14 protein-coding genes are annotated in these 15,385 nt (G+C 73.4%); 9 read left to right on the forward strand and 5 right to left on the reverse strand.

Annotated elements, in window-relative coordinates:
- Window positions 1–48: 48 nt before the first annotated feature.
- A complete protein-coding gene (locus AOM06_RS05150) occupies window positions 49–1,029 on the reverse strand; it encodes a glycerate kinase (protein WP_062303662.1) in 981 nt (326 codons plus the stop codon).
- Between the two features lie 40 nt (window positions 1,030–1,069).
- Between AOM06_RS05150 and nadA the strand changes: the two genes are divergently transcribed.
- The 4 genes from nadA to AOM06_RS05170 all read left to right on the forward strand — a co-directional run bounded on the left by nadA (window position 1,070) and on the right by AOM06_RS05170 (window position 4,856).
- Window positions 1,070–2,272 (forward strand): quinolinate synthase NadA, encoded by a 1,203-nt coding sequence (nadA, locus tag AOM06_RS05155; RefSeq protein ID WP_062303666.1) that lies wholly within the window; start codon window positions 1,070–1,072, stop codon window positions 2,270–2,272.
- Window positions 2,273–2,282: 10 nt separating this feature from the next.
- Window positions 2,283–2,846, forward strand: a complete 564-nt coding sequence (locus tag AOM06_RS05160; RefSeq protein ID WP_062303668.1) for a DUF3043 domain-containing protein — start codon at window positions 2,283–2,285, stop codon at window positions 2,844–2,846.
- A 167-nt stretch (window positions 2,847–3,013) separates the two neighbouring features.
- Window positions 3,014–4,021, forward strand: coding sequence for an aldo/keto reductase family protein (locus AOM06_RS05165; RefSeq protein WP_062303671.1), 1,008 nt, complete (start codon window positions 3,014–3,016; stop codon window positions 4,019–4,021).
- 154 nt (window positions 4,022–4,175) lie between these two features.
- The gene (locus AOM06_RS05170) at window positions 4,176–4,856 is read left to right on the forward strand and encodes a phosphoribosyltransferase (RefSeq protein WP_062303674.1); all 681 of its coding nucleotides are present in this window, start codon (window positions 4,176–4,178) and stop codon (window positions 4,854–4,856) included.
- Here the strand turns inward: AOM06_RS05170 and AOM06_RS05175 are convergent.
- The gene (locus tag AOM06_RS05175) at window positions 4,821–5,720 is read right to left on the reverse strand and encodes a LysR family transcriptional regulator (protein ID WP_062303677.1); all 900 of its coding nucleotides are present in this window, start codon (window positions 5,718–5,720) and stop codon (window positions 4,821–4,823) included. The genes AOM06_RS05170 and AOM06_RS05175 overlap by 36 nt on opposite strands.
- An 83-nt stretch (window positions 5,721–5,803) precedes the next feature.
- On the opposite strand from AOM06_RS05175, the gene AOM06_RS05180 reads away from it, so the two are divergent.
- Window positions 5,804–6,886 carry a TDT family transporter gene (locus tag AOM06_RS05180; protein WP_062303680.1) on the forward strand — a complete coding sequence of 361 codons (1,083 nt, stop codon included), beginning with the start codon at window positions 5,804–5,806 and terminating at the stop codon, window positions 6,884–6,886.
- A gap of 39 nt (window positions 6,887–6,925) precedes the next feature.
- Here the strand turns inward: AOM06_RS05180 and AOM06_RS05185 are convergent, their stop codons facing one another.
- Entirely contained in the window at window positions 6,926–7,942 is a 1,017-nt protein-coding gene (locus AOM06_RS05185; RefSeq protein ID WP_062303683.1) for a quinone-dependent dihydroorotate dehydrogenase, read from the reverse strand.
- 33 nt (window positions 7,943–7,975) lie between these two features.
- On the opposite strand from AOM06_RS05185, the gene AOM06_RS05190 reads away from it, so the two are divergent.
- Window positions 7,976–9,418: a leucyl aminopeptidase gene (locus AOM06_RS05190; RefSeq protein WP_062303686.1), complete on the forward strand. Its 1,443-nt coding sequence runs from the start codon at window positions 7,976–7,978 to the stop codon at window positions 9,416–9,418.
- Between the two features lie 271 nt (window positions 9,419–9,689).
- On the opposite strand, the gene AOM06_RS05195 is transcribed toward AOM06_RS05190, so the two are convergent.
- The gene (locus tag AOM06_RS05195; protein WP_062303689.1) at window positions 9,690–10,025 is read right to left on the reverse strand and encodes a hypothetical protein; all 336 of its coding nucleotides are present in this window, start codon (window positions 10,023–10,025) and stop codon (window positions 9,690–9,692) included.
- A gap of 114 nt (window positions 10,026–10,139) precedes the next feature.
- Here AOM06_RS05195 and lpdA point away from each other — a divergent pair, with 114 nt between their 5' ends.
- The 3 genes from lpdA to AOM06_RS05210 are packed head-to-tail and all read left to right on the forward strand — an operon-like array spanning window position 10,140 to window position 14,169.
- Window positions 10,140–11,525 carry a dihydrolipoyl dehydrogenase gene (lpdA, locus tag AOM06_RS05200; RefSeq protein ID WP_439644718.1) on the forward strand — a complete coding sequence of 462 codons (1,386 nt, stop codon included), beginning with the start codon at window positions 10,140–10,142 and terminating at the stop codon, window positions 11,523–11,525.
- 27 nt (window positions 11,526–11,552) lie between these two features.
- On the forward strand, window positions 11,553–13,262 hold the full coding sequence (gene sucB / locus AOM06_RS05205; RefSeq protein ID WP_062303692.1) for a 2-oxoglutarate dehydrogenase, E2 component, dihydrolipoamide succinyltransferase: 1,710 nt from the start codon (window positions 11,553–11,555) through the stop codon (window positions 13,260–13,262).
- A gap of 19 nt (window positions 13,263–13,281) precedes the next feature.
- Window positions 13,282–14,169 carry a TIGR01777 family oxidoreductase gene (locus AOM06_RS05210; protein WP_062303693.1) on the forward strand — a complete coding sequence of 296 codons (888 nt, stop codon included), beginning with the start codon at window positions 13,282–13,284 and terminating at the stop codon, window positions 14,167–14,169.
- Here the strand turns inward: AOM06_RS05210 and AOM06_RS14710 are convergent.
- The gene (locus AOM06_RS14710; RefSeq protein WP_062303694.1) at window positions 14,153–15,376 is read right to left on the reverse strand and encodes a protein kinase family protein; all 1,224 of its coding nucleotides are present in this window, start codon (window positions 15,374–15,376) and stop codon (window positions 14,153–14,155) included. The two genes, AOM06_RS05210 and AOM06_RS14710, sit on opposite strands and share 17 nt — an antisense overlap.
- Window positions 15,377–15,385 lie beyond the last annotated feature (9 nt).

Consider the following 15,385-nt stretch of genomic DNA (forward strand, 5'->3'; position numbering starts at 1 on the left):
GCCGGTCCGCAGGTATTCCGTACCCCGGCTCGCGAATTGGTGGACATGTCACCGATTCGGGGTCCAGGTCTGCGCCACGCGTCGGATCTGATCGGCGAGGCCGAGCTCGCCCACCGCGCCCTCGTGCGCCGCGACGATGCCGGCCGCCATGAGGTCCCGCTTGCCGACGCCGAGCTCCGCGGCGACCACCACGCACGGGACGCCGCGGCGCGCGGCCAGCGCCGCAGCGGCCGAGGCCGCGCCATGGTCCAGGTCCGATGCGTGGAGGCGTCCGACGACGGCGACCACCACGTCCGCATCCGCCGCGGCCGCCTCGAGGCCGGTCAGCCCGGCAAGCGCCGACGCCGCGGGCACCAGCCGCGCGCCCAGCGCACCGAGCACATACGCGAGCCCTCCCGCCGCGCCGGAGCCCGGCTGGTCGGACAGGCGGGAGGGCCCGAGCAGCGCGCGACGCGACGCGACCGCATCGGCCTCCCGCGCCACCGCCGTCCAGCGCTCCTCCTGCTCCTGCGCCGCGAGGGCGAGCGCCGCATCGTGCTCCCGTCCGTCCCGTACCGCGGCGCTCATGCCGGTGAAGCCGAGCAGCGGGCGGTCGGAGCCCACGAGCGCGACCAGGTCGAGCCCGGCGACCGCGCCACGCGCGGCCTCGAGGCCGCCGCCCCAGAGATCGACGGCGTCGCCCGCGGGCGGCTCGTCGCCGAGCGGCACCACCACGGTCGCCTTCTCCCCCGCCGCGGCCAGCCCGAGCAGCGCGGCACGCAGCGCGGACGGCTCCCACCGGGACCCTGCGGCGGGCGCGAGCACCAGCGCGGGACCCACGCGGCGGGCAAGCGCGCCGCCGACGGGGTGCTCCGGACCGGTCAGCGCATCGGCGCTGCGCGGACCGCCCGAGGGCGTCGCCACCACCGCGAGCGAGACGTGCGAAGCGGTGGCCGACCAGGCATCTCGGACGATCCGGGAGGTGTCGGACGGAGGGAGGGTCCCAGCGCCCTCACGGGGCCAGCTCTGGGCGGCGATGACGGCACGCATGGCCTCAAGTCTGCCCTGCCACGCATGCGACAATGTGCGAATGACCCAGACCTTCCACGAGCCCTCGCCGTCTGCGCTGATGCTCCTGGGCGAGCGTCGCGACCCGCTGTCGGAGCGTGGCGTCGACTGCCCGGGCACCCTGCCGTCGCCCTCGGACCCCGATCTGGTGGACCGCGCCCGCGCCGCGAAGGAGGCGCTCGGAGACCGCGTGTTCATCCTCGGTCACCACTACCAGCGCGACGAGGTCATCCAGTTCGCGGACGTCACCGGTGACTCGTTCAAGCTCGCGCGGGACGCGGCGGCGCGCCCCGCGGCGGAGTTCATCGTCTTCTGCGGCGTGCACTTCATGGCCGAGTCCGCGGACATCCTCACCTCGGACGCGCAGCAGGTGATCCTGCCGGACATGGCCGCCGGCTGCTCGATGGCGGACATGGCCAACATCAACCAGGTCGACGATGCCTGGGCCCAGCTCGAGGAGGCCGGCATCGCCTCCCGCACCGTCCCGGTGACGTACATGAACTCGACCGCCGCCATCAAGGCGTTCTGCGGCGAGCACGGCGGCGTGGTCTGCACGTCCTCGAACGCCGAGGTCGCGCTCCACTGGGCCTTCGACCAGGTGGGCGGCGTCGACGGCGACGGCAAGGTGCTGTTCCTGCCCGACCAGCACCTGGGACGCAACACCGCAGTCCTGCAGCTGGGTCTCTCCCTCGACGACTGCATCGTGTGGGACCCGCGCAAGCCGCTGGGCGGCAACACGCCCGAGGCGGTCGAGGCGGCCCGCATGATCCTGTGGAAGGGCCACTGCTCGGTGCACGGCCGCTTCCGCAAGGCGCACGTCGACCGCTTCCGCGAGCAGGTGCCCGGCATCAACGTGCTGGTGCACCCCGAGTGCACGCACGAGGTCGTCACGGCGGCCGACATGGTCGGCTCGACCGAGTACATCATCAAGGCCCTCGACGCGGCCGAGCCCGGCTCCGCGTGGGTGATCGGCACCGAGCTCAACCTGGTGCGCCGCCTCGCGAACGCGCACCCGGACAAGGAGATCCACTTCCTCGAGGACACCGTGTGCTTCTGCTCGACGATGAACCGCATCGACCTCCCGCACCTCGTGTGGGCGCTCGAGTCGCTCGTCGCGGGCGACGTGCCGAACGTGATCGTCGTGGACGACGAGACCCAGCGGCTCGCGAAGATCGCGCTCGACCGCATGCTCGCGCTTCCCGCCAAGAACCCTGCCAAGGACTGATCTGAACACCATGAGCGACAAGAACACCCCCGAGACCGACATCCCCGGCGTCGAGGTCCCCGGCAAGAAGGGCAAGCCGACCCCGAAGCGCAAGGACCAGGAGGCGCTGCGCAAGCGCCCCGTCATCGCCGACACCAAGGCCGCGAAGAAGCAGCAGCGCGAGCAGCAGCGTGTGGCCCGCGACAAGGAGTGGCAGGCGATGCGGGAGGGCGACGAGCGCCACATGCCCGCCGAGCACCGCGGTCCCGAACGCCGGTTCCTGCGCGACTATGTCGACGCGCGCACCGCGCCGGGCGAGTTCCTGCTCCCCCTGTCGATCGTGTTCGTGATCCTGTCGCTGATGGTGCAGGGCGTCGCGGCGGTCGCGCTCATCGCGCTGTTCTACTTCATGGTGCTCGTGGTCGGCATCGAGACGTTCATCATGACGCGCCGCCTCAAGAGGCGCTTCAGCGACAAGTTCGGCGCGCACAAGCTGCCGCGCGGGTGGACCTTCTACGTCATCGCGCGCCACCTCAACCTGCGGCGCTTCCGCGCGCCCAAGCCGAAGGTCCGGCGCGGCGAGTACCCCGTCTGACCCGACCCCTCCGTGCGGCTCCGCCACACGACCCCGGCTGGATCCAGGCGATTCGCGCCCGCTGATGCGCGACTCGCCGACGACACGCCGGGGCGTGTGTGGCGGAGCCGCAGTCGTGTGTGGCGGAGCCGCGGCCCGGTGTCGGCGATGTGTCCTAGGGTCGAGGGATGGTCAACTATCGCTACCTCGGCAACTCCGGGCTCAAGATCACCGAGCTCACCTACGGCAACTGGATCACCCACGCATCGCAGGTCGAGAACGACCAGGCGAAGGCCTGCGTGCAGGCGGCGCTCGGCGTGGGCATCAGCTCGTTCGACACCGCGGACGTGTACGCCAACACCCAGGCCGAGGTGGTCCTGGGCGAGGCGCTCAAGGGCGAGCGCCGCGAGAGCCTCGAGATCTTCACCAAGGTCTTCTGGTCCACAGGTCCGGGCGGCGCCAACGACATGGGCCTGTCGCGCAAGCACATCATGGAGTCGATCAACGGCTCGCTCCGCCGCCTTCAGACGGACTACGTCGACCTCTACCAGGCGCACCGCTACGACTACGACACCCCGCTCGAGGAGACGATGAGCGCGTTCGCGGACATCGTCCACGCGGGCAAGGCGCACTACATCGGCGTGAGCGAGTGGACCGCGGACCAGATCCGGGCGGGCGCCGCGCTCGCGAAGGAGCTGAGGATCCCCTTCGTGTCCTCGCAGCCCCAGTACTCGATGCTGTGGCGCGTGATCGAGGACGAGGTGGTGCCAGCCTCGCAGGAGGTGGGCGTGAGCCAGATCGTGTGGTCGCCCGTCGCGCAGGGCGTGCTGACCGGCAAGTACAAGCCCGGTCAGCCGGCGCCCGCGGGCTCGCGCGCGACCGATGAGAAGTCCGGCGCGCGCTTCATCGAGCGCTGGATGGGCGAGGACATCCTCACCCGCGTCCAGGGCCTGCAGCCCATCGCCGACGAGCTGGGCCTCACCATGGCGCAGCTCGCGATCGCATGGGTGCTCCAGAACAGCAACGTGGCCGCGGCGATCATCGGCGCCTCGCGCCCCGAGCAGGTCCGCGACAACGCGAAGGCCTCGGGCGTCGAGATCCCCGCCGCGCTCATGGCGCGCATCGACGATGTCCTGGGCGACGTGGTCGAGCGCGATCCTTCCCGCACCAAGGAGGCGGGCCCGGCGCACCGCTGAGACGCACGCACGACGAAGGCCCCGGGGCGACCCCGGGGCCTTCGCTGCATCAAAGGAGAAAACAATGCGTGCACGCCTGGCAGGTGCGTGCATCTGGGGAACGCACGGACCCTCGCGTCTGTTCCCGTCTCAGGCGCACACTGGGGACGTGGACATGTTGCGCGACCGCGACGATGCGGGCGGGAGGCTCACGTGGCTCCTGTCGCCGCTCGTGACGCAGGGCTCCGGCACCGAGGCCGTGGTGCTCGCGCTGCCCCGCGGCGGCGTGCCCGTCGGCGCGGCGATCGCGCGTGGCCTGGGCCTCCCGCTCGACGTCTGCGTGGTGCGCAAGCTGGGCGCGCCGGGCAACCCCGAGTACGGCTTCGGCGCGATCGGCGAAGGGGGCGTGCGCGTGGTCGACGAGGACTCGATGCGAGCGCTCCAGCTCGACGAGGCCGACGTGGCGGCGGTCGAGGAGCGGGAGCGGGCGCGCCTGGACGATGCGGTCGCGAGGTACCGCGCGGTCCGCGCCCGTGTGCCCCTCGCGGGACGCACCGCGATCGTGGTCGACGACGGGATCGCGACGGGAGGCACGGCGCGGGCCGCGGCACGCGTGGCGCGCGCCGCCGGTGCGACGCGGGTCATCGTGGCCGCCGGCGTCGCGGCGCCCGACTCCCTCCACGCGCTCATGCGCGACGGCAGCGCGGACCTCGCGCTCGCGGCGCTCATCCCGAACCGGCTCATGGCCGTGGGCCAGTGGTACCTCGACTTCTCCCAGACCCCCGACTCCGAGGTGCTGCGCCTGCTCGCCGAGGCGGGGTCAGCGCCCGCCGTCGGCGATGGCGAGGATGCGTGACGCCGCGGGCGACAGGCGCCTGCGGGGATCCCACACCGCCGCGAGGGGCCGGGTGAGCAGGGGCCCGTCGACGCGGACGCGATGCAGGCGACCGGTTTCGAGGTCCTCGCGGACCGCGCGCTCGCTCAGCGCGGCCACTCCCCCGCCCGCGAGCACCGTCGCCCGGATCGCGGCGGTGGTCGACAGCTCCGCGGCGGGCGCGGCCACGGAGCCGGGCCCGAGCACGCTCTCGAGCGCACGCTCGAGCGTGAGCCGCGTGCCGGAGCCCGGCTCGCGGCTGAGCAGCGGCGTGCGCGCGAGCTCCGCGGCCGAGACCGAGGTGCGGCGCGCCCAGGGATGTCCCGCGCCGACCACGATCGCGACCTCGTCGTGCGCGACGACGAGCGCCGCGAGCCGCGCGGGCGGCTCCGGGGTCTCGACGAAGCCGAGGTCGTAGGCGCCGGCACGGACGCGCTCGGCGACCGTCGCGCTGTTGACCGCGGTGAGCTCCACCTGCGCCGCGTCCGGCTCCCCTGCGTATGCGACAAGCCACCCCGGGAGCAGATGCTCGGCGACGGTGAGGCTCGCCCCGATGCGCACATGCGCCGCACGGTCCGACCTCAGCGCGGCGACGGCCGAATCGAAGCCGTCGACGTGCTGCAGCACCGTGCCCGCCCAGCCCGCGACCATGACGCCGTGGTCGGTCAGCGCGGTGCCTCGCGCGGTCCGCGAGAACAGCGCGAGGCCCCAGCGACGCTCGAGCGCACGCATGCGCTGCGACACCGCCTGCTGGCTCACGCCGAGCTGCTGGGCCGCGCCGGTGAGGCTCCCCCGCCGCTCGACCTCGACCAGCATCCGCAGCTCCTCGATGGACGTCCCCGCCATGCACCCTCCGTCACAACCTGTGCTTGTGCTTCGCCACGATTCTTGCACTACCGGGCTCATGCTGCGCTTGGGAGCCTGGCTCCATGACCTTCGCGCGCATCGTTCCCCTCCCCCCGAACTGGTTCGCGGCGGTGATGGGGACGTCGATCGTCGCCACCGCCGCGCATTCGCTCCCGGTCGGGCCCCCGGGCCTCGACGCGCTCGCGTGGGCCGCGTGGGCGCTCGCCGGTGCCCTGCTGGTGGCGGCGCTCGCGGGCACGGCGGCACACCTGCGGGCCGATCGGGCGGCGCTGCGCGGATACCTCCTCGACCCCGCGGTCGCACCTTTCTACGGTGCGCCCGCCATGGGCCTGCTCGCCTTCGGGACCGCGACGCTGCTGGTGGCACCGCCCCGGCTCGGCGACGCGGCGCTCGCGATCGACGTGGCGCTGTGGACCGCGGGCACGTTGCTCGGCCTCGCGACGGCGATCGGGGTCCCGGTCCTCGCGTTCACGCGCCACCGCGTCCCCGCCGACGCCGCCACCGGCGCGTGGCTCATGCCCGTGGTGCCGCCCATGGTGTCGGCCGCGGCCGGCGCTCTGCTGCTGCCGCACCTCGAGGGCTCGGCGGCCCAGAGCATGGCGCTCGCCTGCTACGCGATGTTCGGCGCCTCGACGCTCGCCACGCTCGCCCTCCTCCCCCAGGTCTGGTCGCGCCTCGCCCACCACGGACGCGGAGAGCTCCGGACGGTGCCGACCATGTGGATCGTGCTCGGGCCCCTGGGGCAGTCGGTGACCGCGGCGGGGCTGCTCGCGGACCACGCGGGCCCCGCGTTGGGCGTGAGCGAGCGTGCTCTCACGCTGTTCGCGCTCCTCTACGGGATCCCGGTGATGGGCTTCGCGCTGATGTGGCTCGCGATCGCCGGCGGCGTGACCGCGGTCACCGTGCGCGAGGGCCTGCCCTTCTCGCTCGCCTTCTGGGCGTTCACGTTCCCCGTGGGGACCCTGGTGACCGGGGCATCGTCCCTCGCCTCGCACACCGGCGCGGCCGCGCTCGACGCGCTCGCCGTCGGGCTGTTCGCGCTGCTGCTCGCGGGGTGGACCGTCGCGGCGACGGGGACGGTGCGGCACCTGCGCGGCGTGCGGCGCCCCGTACCGGGCGTCCCGCGGGACGCGGTGCCCGCCTGAGCACCGGCGCTGAGCGTCCCGAGCCGTGGGGGCGGCGGGTCAGGACGTGGTGAGAGCCCTGTTGAGACGCGCCACCCACCAGGGGCCCTGGTACACGAACGCCGTGTAGACCTGCAGGAGCGTCGCGCCCGCCGCGAGGACCTCACGCGCGTCCTGCTCGGAGGAGATGCCGCCGACGCCGATAAGGCACATGTCCGGGCCCACGCGCCCCCGCAGGCGCGCCACCACCTCGAGCAGGCGCGGCAGCAGGACGGGGCCCGAGAGGCCACCCGGTCCGCGGTCGTGCGCGATGGTCGTGTTGGACGCCACGATGCCGTCGAGGCCGAGCTCGAGGGCGAGGTCCGCGACGGCGTCGACGTCGTCGTCCGCGAGGTCGGGAGCGATCTTGACCAGGAGCGGGACCGTGCGCTCCGGCACGGCCTCGTCCGCGGCCGCACGGGTCGCGGCCAGGATCGGGCGCAGCGTCTCGACGGACTGGAGATCGCGCAGGCCCGGGGTGTTCGGGGAGGACACGTTCACCACCAGGTACGAGGCGTACGGTGCGAGCAGCCGCGCCGAGTACGCGTAGTCGCCCGCGGCGTCCTCGGGGGCGGTCGCCTTGTTCTTGCCGAGGTTCACCCCAAGCACGATGCGTCGGCCGGCCGCGGTGGCGCGCAGCGCCGCGAGGCGGGCGGCCATCGCATCCGCGCCCTCGTTGTTGAAGCCCATGCGGTTGCGCAGGCCGCTGACGTCCTTCTCGCGCCACGAGCGCGGCTTCTCGTTGCCCGGCTGGCCCTTCGGCGTGACGGTGCCCACCTCGACGAACCCGAAGCCCGCGGCCGCGAGCCCCGCGACCGCCTCGGCGTCCTTGTCCATGCCCGCCGCGAGGCCCACGGGCGCCGGGAAGGTCAGCCCGAGCGCCTCGACGGCACCCGCGCGGTGCGGCCGGGCGACGAGGCCGATGGCGCGCATCGTCTTGAAGGCCCAGGTGTTGCGGCCGATGGCCGCGACCCCGAACCGGTGGGCGCGCTCGGCGTCGACGTGCGAGAGGACATGGCGGTAGAGGGGGACGTACACGAGTCCCAAACTACCGGGGCTAGGCTCGTCGGCATGACCTCCATCACCACCACCCAGGACCAGGTCGCGTCCCTCGAGGCCGACGCCATCATCGTCGGCTGGACCGCCGACAGCACCGTCGCAGCCCACCCGCTGCTCTCCGACGAGGCGTGCGAGACCATCGCCGCCGGCGCCGAGCTCCTCGACGCCTCCTCGAAGCCCGGCAAGGTCACCGTCGTGCCGGGTGCCGGCACCGAGGCCCGCCGCGTCGTCGTCGTCGGCATCGGCTCCGGCTCGGACGCGGACCTCCGCGTCGCCGCCGGCGAGGCCTCGCGCCAGGTGGGCAAGAAGCCCTCCAAGGTCGTCGTCGCGCTCCCGATCGCGTCCGATGCTGACGCCATCGCGATCGCGCAGGGCGCCGTGCTCGGCGCCTACACGTTCACCGACTACAAGTCGGACGAGGACGCCGGCACCGACACCGAGTGGGTCGTCGCGGGCGCGTCCGACGCCGCGATCGAGCGCGCCACCATCCTGGTGCAGGCGGCCGCGGGCATCCGCGACCTCGTCAACACCCCGCCGCTCGACCTCTACCCCGGCTCGTTCGCCGAGGTCGCCGAGCAGCTCGGCGCCCAGGTCGGCGCCGAGGTCGAGGTCTGGGACGCCAACCGGCTCGCGACCGAGGGCTTCGGCGGCATCCTCGCCGTCGGCATGGGCTCGTCGCGTCTGCCCCGCCTGGTGAAGGTGGCCTACAAGCCCGAGGGCGCGACGCAGACCGTCGCGCTGGTGGGCAAGGGCATCACGTTCGACACCGGCGGCATCTCGCTCAAGCCGTCGAAGTCGATGGAGACCATGAAGTCCGACATGACCGGCGCCGCCACCGTGCTGCACGCCGTCATCGCGGCCGCGCGCGCCGAGCTCCCCATCGCCGTCACCGCGTGGCTGTGCATCGCGGAGAACATGCCCTCGGGCACCGCGCAGCGCCCCTCGGACGTCATCCGCATCTACGGCGGCCAGACCGTCGAGGTGCTCAACACCGACGCCGAGGGCCGCCTGGTCATGGCCGACGGCCTGGTCAAGGCCCGCGAGGAGAACCCGGACGTGCTGCTCGACGTCGCGACCCTCACCGGCGCGCAGGGCGTCGCGCTCGGCACCCGCACCTCGGGCGTCATGGGCACCGCGGAGATCCGGGACGAGGTCGTCGCCCGCGCGAACGAGGTCGACGAGGCGATGTGGGCGATGCCCCTTCCCGAGCACCTGCGCGAGTCCATCGACTCGAAGATCGCGGACCTGCAGAACATCGGCGACCCGCAGGGCGGCGGCATGCTCTCCGCGGGCATCTTCCTCCGCGAGTTCGTGGGCGACACCCCGTGGGCGCACCTCGACATCGCGCGCCCGTCGTACAACGAGGGCAAGGCGTGGGCCGAGAACGTCGCGGGCTCGACCGGCCACTCGTTGCGCACCCTGTTCCGCTTCCTCGAGGAGCGCGCCCAGGCGTGATCACGCGCTGAGCTGAAGAAGGCCCGGTCCCCGCAAGGGGGCCGGGCCTCCGTGCTGTTCGAGCCGGGTCATCGTCCCCGTCCCCGGTCGGGACGCTCAGCACTCCTCGATGTGCTCGGAGGCCACATCCCGGGACGCCCACCTCCGCCACCCCTCACCCGCCGGAGCTCAGCGTCCCGCGACCAGGGGTCCTGGAGGATCGCGGAGTGCTAGGTGTCCCGCCCCGTGGGGACGCTCGGGGACGATGCCCCGGCGGCGGCGGCGCGGCGGGTCAGCCGTGGTTCTTGCGCTGCTTCTCGTTCCACTCGCGCATGCGCGACGGGTAGCCCGACAGGTTGACGTCGAAGGCCGGCAGCGAGAGCTGCTGCGCGAGCTTGCGCGCGGCGGCCTCGTCGGGGACGCGGCGACGCGTCCACTCGCCCGTGTCGGCGACGATCACCATGGTCGTCTGCGTTACCCGCGTGGGCGGCTCGATGAACACCTCGCAGCCGGTGTGGGACGCGACGAAGGCCTTGAGGTGAGCGATGGTCTCGGCCTTCGCATCCCGCCCCCCTTCCTGGGGAGACGACGTGTGCTTCGACCGCGACATCCACGAGAACAGACCCATGACCCCAGCGTAGCCACCGGGTATCGTCGCAGCGCGCAACGCGCACGGTTCGCGGGCTACTCTCACCGTGGCAAGATGAGGCGGTACAGACATCCCTTACAAGGAGATCCCATAGTGTCCGAGTCCACCCCACGCTCGTTTGATGTCCTCATCCTCGGCGGCGGGTCGGGCGGCTATGCCGCTGCCCTGCGCGCCTCCCAGCTCGGCCTCACGGTCGGACTGGTCGAGGAGTCGAAGGTGGGGGGAACGTGCCTCCACAACGGCTGCATCCCGACGAAGGCCCTGCTTCACGCCGCCGAGCTCGCGGACAACGCGCGCGAGGGCGAGAAGTACGGCGTGAACTCGCAGCTCAACGGCATCGACATGACCAAGGTGAACTCCTACAAGCAGGGCGTCATCGACCGTCTCTACCGCGGCCTCCAGGGCCTGGTGAAGTCGCGCAAGGTCCACGTCATCGAGGGCCACGGCCGCCTGGTCGGCCCCGACACCATCGAGGTCGCCGGCGAGCGCTACACGGGCTCCAACATCATCCTCGGCACGGGCTCGTACGCCCGCTCCCTCCCCGGCCTCGAGATCGGCGGCCGTGTCATCACGTCCGACCAGGCGCTCGGCATGGAGTGGGTCCCGCAGCGCGCGATCGTGCTCGGCGGCGGCGTCATCGGCGTCGAGTTCGCCTCGGTCTGGAAGTCCTTCGGCGCGGACGTCACCATCGTCGAGGCGCTGCCCCACCTCGCCCCCAACGAGGACGAGGCGCTGTCCAAGGGCCTCGAGCGCGCCTTCCGCAAGCGCGGCATCAACTTCAAGGTGGGCGTCCGCTTCCAGGGCGTCGAGCAGAACGATGCCGGCGTGAAGGTCACCCTCGAGGACGGCACGGTTCTTGAGGCCGACGTCATGCTGGTCGCCGTGGGCCGTGGCCCGCGCACCGCGGACCTCGGCTACGAGGAGCAGGGCATCCGCGTCGACCGCGGCTTCGTGCTCACCGACGAGCGCCTCCACACGGGCGTCGGCAACATCTACGCGGTCGGCGACATCGTCCCCGGCCTGCAGCTCGCGCACCGCGGCTTCCAGCAGGGCATCTTCGTCGCCGAGCAGATCGCGGGCCTCGCGCCGCAGCCGATCGTCGAGGCGAACATCCCGCGCGTCACCTACTGCGACCCGGAGGTCGCGTCCGTCGGCCTCACCGAGGCGAAGGCCAAGGAGCAGTACGGCGAGGACAAGGTCCAGACGCTCGAGTACAACCTCGGCGGCAACGGCAAGAGCCAGATCCTGGGCACCACGGGCTTCATCAAGCTCGTCCGCGTCGCAGACGGCCCGGTGGTGGGCGTCCACATGCTGGGCGCCCGCGTCGGCGAGCAGATCGGCGAGGCTCAGCTCATCGTGAGCTGGGAGGCGCACCCCGAGGATGTCGCCCCGCTCATCCACGCCCACCCCACGCAGAACGAGGCTCTCGGCGAGGCGCACCTCGCGCTCGCCGGCAAGCCCCTGCACGCCCACGACTGATCCGATCCGACTGAGGGAGAACCCCACATGAGCAACGACGTCACCCTTCCCGCTCTCGGCGAGTCCGTCACCGAGGGCACCGTCACCCGCTGGCTCAAGAACGTCGGCGACACCGTCGCCGCCGACGAGCCGCTCCTCGAGGTCTCGACCGACAAGGTCGACACCGAGATCCCGTCGCCCTTCGCGGGCACCCTGCTAGAGATCCTCGTCCAGGAGGACGAGGAGGCCGCCGTCGGCGCGATCCTCGCGCGCATCGGCGAGGCGGGCGAGGCCCCTGCCGCCGCGCCGGCCCCTGAGGCAGCGGCTCCGGCGCCCGAGGCCGCCCCCGCCCCCGCGGCGGAGCCCGCACCCGCGGCACCTGCGCCCGCCCCTGCACCGGCCGCCGGCGGTCGCGACGTCACCCTGCCCGCGCTGGGCGAGTCCGTGACCGAGGGCACCGTCACCCGCTGGCTCAAGGCCGTTGGCGACTCCGTCGACGCGGACGAGCCGCTCCTCGAGGTCTCGACCGACAAGGTCGACACCGAGATCCCGTCGCCCTTCGCGGGCGTGCTCACCGAGATCCTCGTGGCCGAGGACGAGATCGCCGAGGTCGGCTCCGTGCTGGCCCGCATCGGCGAGCCCGGCAGCGCGCCTGCCCCTGCGGCAGCCCCGGCCGCCGCTGCGCCTGCGCCCGCACCGGCACCCGCCGCACCGGCACCCGCCGCACCGGCGCCTGCTCCTGCCGCCCCCGCGCCGGTCGCGCCGCCCGCTCCCCCGGCCCCCGTGGCAGCGGCTCCGGCCGCTCCGGCTCCCGCCGCGGCCGCGTCGTCCGGCTCGGGCTACGTCACGCCGATCGTCCGCAAGCTCGCCGCCGACAAGGGTGTGGACCTGTCCTCCCTGACCGGCACCGGCGTGGGCGGCCGCATCCGCAAGGAGGACGTCCTCGCGGCGGCCACCGCCGCGCCTGCCGCCGCTGCCGCTCCTGCGGCTGCCGCCCCGGCCGCCCCCGCATCGTCCGCGATGGACGTCGAGGTCTCGGAGCTGCGCGGCCAGACGGTCAAGATGACCCGCATCCGCAAGATCACGGCCGACAAGATGATGGAGTCGCTGCACGGCATGGCGCAGCTCACCTCCGTGGTCGAGGTCGACTGCACCAAGATCTGGGCCCTGCGCGCGAAGTCCAAGAACGCGTTCGCGGAGAAGCACGGCGTGAACCTCACGTTCCTGCCCTTCTTCACGCGCGCCGTCGCGGTGGCGCTCAAGGAGCACGCGTTCCTCAACGCCTCGGTGGTCGAGGACAGCATCGTGTACCACCCGACCGTCAACCTGTCGCTCGCGGTGGACACCCCCAAGGGCCTCATGCTGCCGACGCTCAAGGATGCGGACTCGAAGAGCATCGTCGAGCACGCCCAGGGCATCGTCGACCTCGCAGGGAAGGCCCGCACCGGGGGCCTCAGCTCGGACGAGATCTCGGGCGGCACGTTCTCGGTGACCAACACCGGCTCGGGCGGCACGCTGTTCGACACGCCGATCGTCCCGGCGCCGCAGGTCGGCATCCTCGCCACGTGCGCGATCGTCAAGAAGCCCGTGGTGGTCAAGGGCCCCGACGGCGAGGACGTCATCTCGGTCCGCCCGATGGCCTACCTCCCGCTGAGCTACGACCACCGGATCGTGGACGGCGCCGACGCGGCCCGCTTCCTCCAGACGGTCAAGCGGATCATCGAGGCGGGCGAGTTCGAGTCCGAGCTCGGCCTGTAACCGACAGGGACAACTGAAGATGCGCGTCGTCATCGCCGGCTCCTCGGGGCTCATCGGGACGGCGCTCAGCACCTCACTGCGCGAGGGCGGCCACGATGTGGTCGCCCTCGTGCGGCGTTCGCCCGCGGGATCCCACGAGTCGCGGTGGGACCCGGGTGCCGGCCGCGTCGACGCCGGCCTGATCCAGGGCGCCGATGCGGTGGTCAACCTCGCCGGCGCGTCCATCGGCGACAAGCGCCTCACGGACTCGTACGCGCAGGTGGTGCGGCAGTCCCGCGTCGACTCGACGGCCACGCTGGCCGAGGCCATGGTCGGAGGCTTCCGTGGCGTGCTGCTCCAGGGCTCCGCGATGGGCTTCTACGGCTCGCGCGGCGAGGAGCCGCTCACCGAGCGCTCCGACGCGGGTGACACGCTGCTCGCGAGCATCGTCTCCGATTGGGAGGCCGCGGCACAGCCCGCGCGCGACGCCGGCGTCCGCACGGTCACGGTCCGCACCGGCCTGGTGCTCGCCCCGCACGGGGGGTTCGCCGACCGCCTGCTGCCGCTGGTGACCCGTGGCCTGCTGGGCTCGCTCGGGACCGGGGACGCGTGGCACTCGTGGATCACGCTCGAGGACCACATCCGCGCGCTGCGGTTCCTCCTCGACTCCGACTTCTCCGGCGCGGTCAACGCGATCGCCCCGTACCCGGCGCGCGATGCGGCCCTCATCCGGGCGCTCAGCGAGGCCGCCGGGCGGCGTCCCGGCTTCCGCGTGCCCGCCTTCGTGCTCGAGGCCGCGATCGGCCGCGCGGTGGAGGACCTGCTGTCCTCGCAGAAGGCCACGCCCGGCGTGCTCATGCGCCTGGGCTTCGAGTGGCGCCATCCCCGCATCGAGGACGCGGCGCGCTGGCTCATGGCGGGGCGCTGACCTCCCGCACGCGCCACCTCTCCCCCGACCACGCGAGCACCATCCTCACCCGCTCGGTCCGCGCCGGCACGGTCGCGATCGCGCCGTCGCCGTCCGTCCACGTGTGGGCGCTCACCCCGTAGCGCACGTCGACCACCGCCGCGGTGTCCCCCGCCTCCACGAGCGTCGCCGCGCGGACTCCTAGCGCGAGGCCCGAGACCGCGCTTCCCTCGTCGAGAGCGCGGGCCTCCTGCGCGGCGGTCGCCCACGCCGAGCCGCCAGGCACCGTCAGCGCGATGAGCGCCTCCCCATCCCCCGCCACCAGCGCCTGGACACGTGACCGTGTCAGCTGGATGGCGGCCGCGGCCGGGTCCGGCTCGGGCAGCGACGATGCCCCGGGGGCCGCCGCAGCGCCCGTCGCCGACGGCGCATCCCCCGCCACGCGCCCCGCGACCGCGGGGACCTCGGGACCCCACAGCCACCACGCGCCCACGGCCGCCGCAGTGGCGAGGGCGGCCGCCGCGCGCAGCGGATGCCGCCGCAGGCGCCAATGCCACGCCCGCGGATCGCGCACCGTGGCGAGGGAGGCGGCCGGGACGGCGTCCTCGGCCGGATCGGGCCGCCATCGCGCGGGCTCCGCGCAGCGCGGGAGGCCCCGCGCCACCGCGCGCGCGGTGGGACGCGCCGACGGGTCCGTGACGAGCAGGGGCGCCATCCATGCCTCCGCCTCGACGCGGATCGCCTCACCTGCGCACGCCAGCGCGAGCGCGCCCAGGGCATGGACGTCGTCGGCCGGACTCGGCGCCGCGCCCGCCGCGCGCTCGGGCGACGCGAAGCCTGGGGTGCCCCGTTCCCGCCCGAGCGCGGACCCGACCAGGTCGACGAGCACGGGCCGCACACCGATCACCACGTTCGCGGGCGAGACGTCCCCGTGGGCGAGGCCCGCCTCGTGGAGCGCGGCCAGGGCATCCGCGACGCCCGCAGCCAGCCACACCCATGCGCCCAGCTCCTCGCACCGCCCCGCGGCAGCGACCGCGACGCCCGGCACGCGCGGCGCGCAGACCACCACCGCATCGGCCTCGCGCACCACCTCTACCGGCGCGCAGAGCCCGGGATGGGCGAGCGCGCTCAGCGCCTCGAGGCGGGCCCTCGCGAGCCTCTCGTCACGGTCGCCCGAACCGACCGCGCGCGCGACCCGGTCGAGCCGGAGCGGGGTGATCTGTCGCACCCCACCACG

Source organism: Demequina subtropica (assembly GCF_000971235.1).
Taxonomy (GTDB): Bacteria; Actinomycetota; Actinomycetes; order Actinomycetales; family Demequinaceae; genus Demequina; species Demequina subtropica.

Bases quoted from the DNA above. Each gene is read 5' to 3' on its own strand.
- AOM06_RS05165 (WP_062303671.1), top strand. From the start codon at position 3,014: ATGGTCAACTATCGCTACCTCGGCAACTCCGGGCTCAAGATCACCGAG.
- AOM06_RS05210 (WP_062303693.1), top strand. From the start codon at position 13,282: ATGCGCGTCGTCATCGCCGGCTCCTCGGGGCTCATCGGGACGGCGCTC.
- AOM06_RS05175 (WP_062303677.1), bottom strand. From the start codon at position 5,720: ATGGCGGGGACGTCCATCGAGGAGCTGCGGATGCTGGTCGAGGTCGAG.
- AOM06_RS05195 (WP_062303689.1), bottom strand. From the start codon at position 10,025: ATGGGTCTGTTCTCGTGGATGTCGCGGTCGAAGCACACGTCGTCTCCC.
- AOM06_RS05190 (WP_062303686.1), top strand. From the start codon at position 7,976: ATGACCTCCATCACCACCACCCAGGACCAGGTCGCGTCCCTCGAGGCC.
- AOM06_RS05150 (WP_062303662.1), bottom strand. From the start codon at position 1,029: ATGCGTGCCGTCATCGCCGCCCAGAGCTGGCCCCGTGAGGGCGCTGGG.
- AOM06_RS05160 (WP_062303668.1), top strand. From the start codon at position 2,283: ATGAGCGACAAGAACACCCCCGAGACCGACATCCCCGGCGTCGAGGTC.
- nadA (WP_062303666.1), top strand. From the start codon at position 1,070: ATGACCCAGACCTTCCACGAGCCCTCGCCGTCTGCGCTGATGCTCCTG.
- AOM06_RS05180 (WP_062303680.1), top strand. From the start codon at position 5,804: ATGACCTTCGCGCGCATCGTTCCCCTCCCCCCGAACTGGTTCGCGGCG.
- AOM06_RS05170 (WP_062303674.1), top strand. From the start codon at position 4,176: ATGTTGCGCGACCGCGACGATGCGGGCGGGAGGCTCACGTGGCTCCTG.
- sucB (WP_062303692.1), top strand. From the start codon at position 11,553: ATGAGCAACGACGTCACCCTTCCCGCTCTCGGCGAGTCCGTCACCGAG.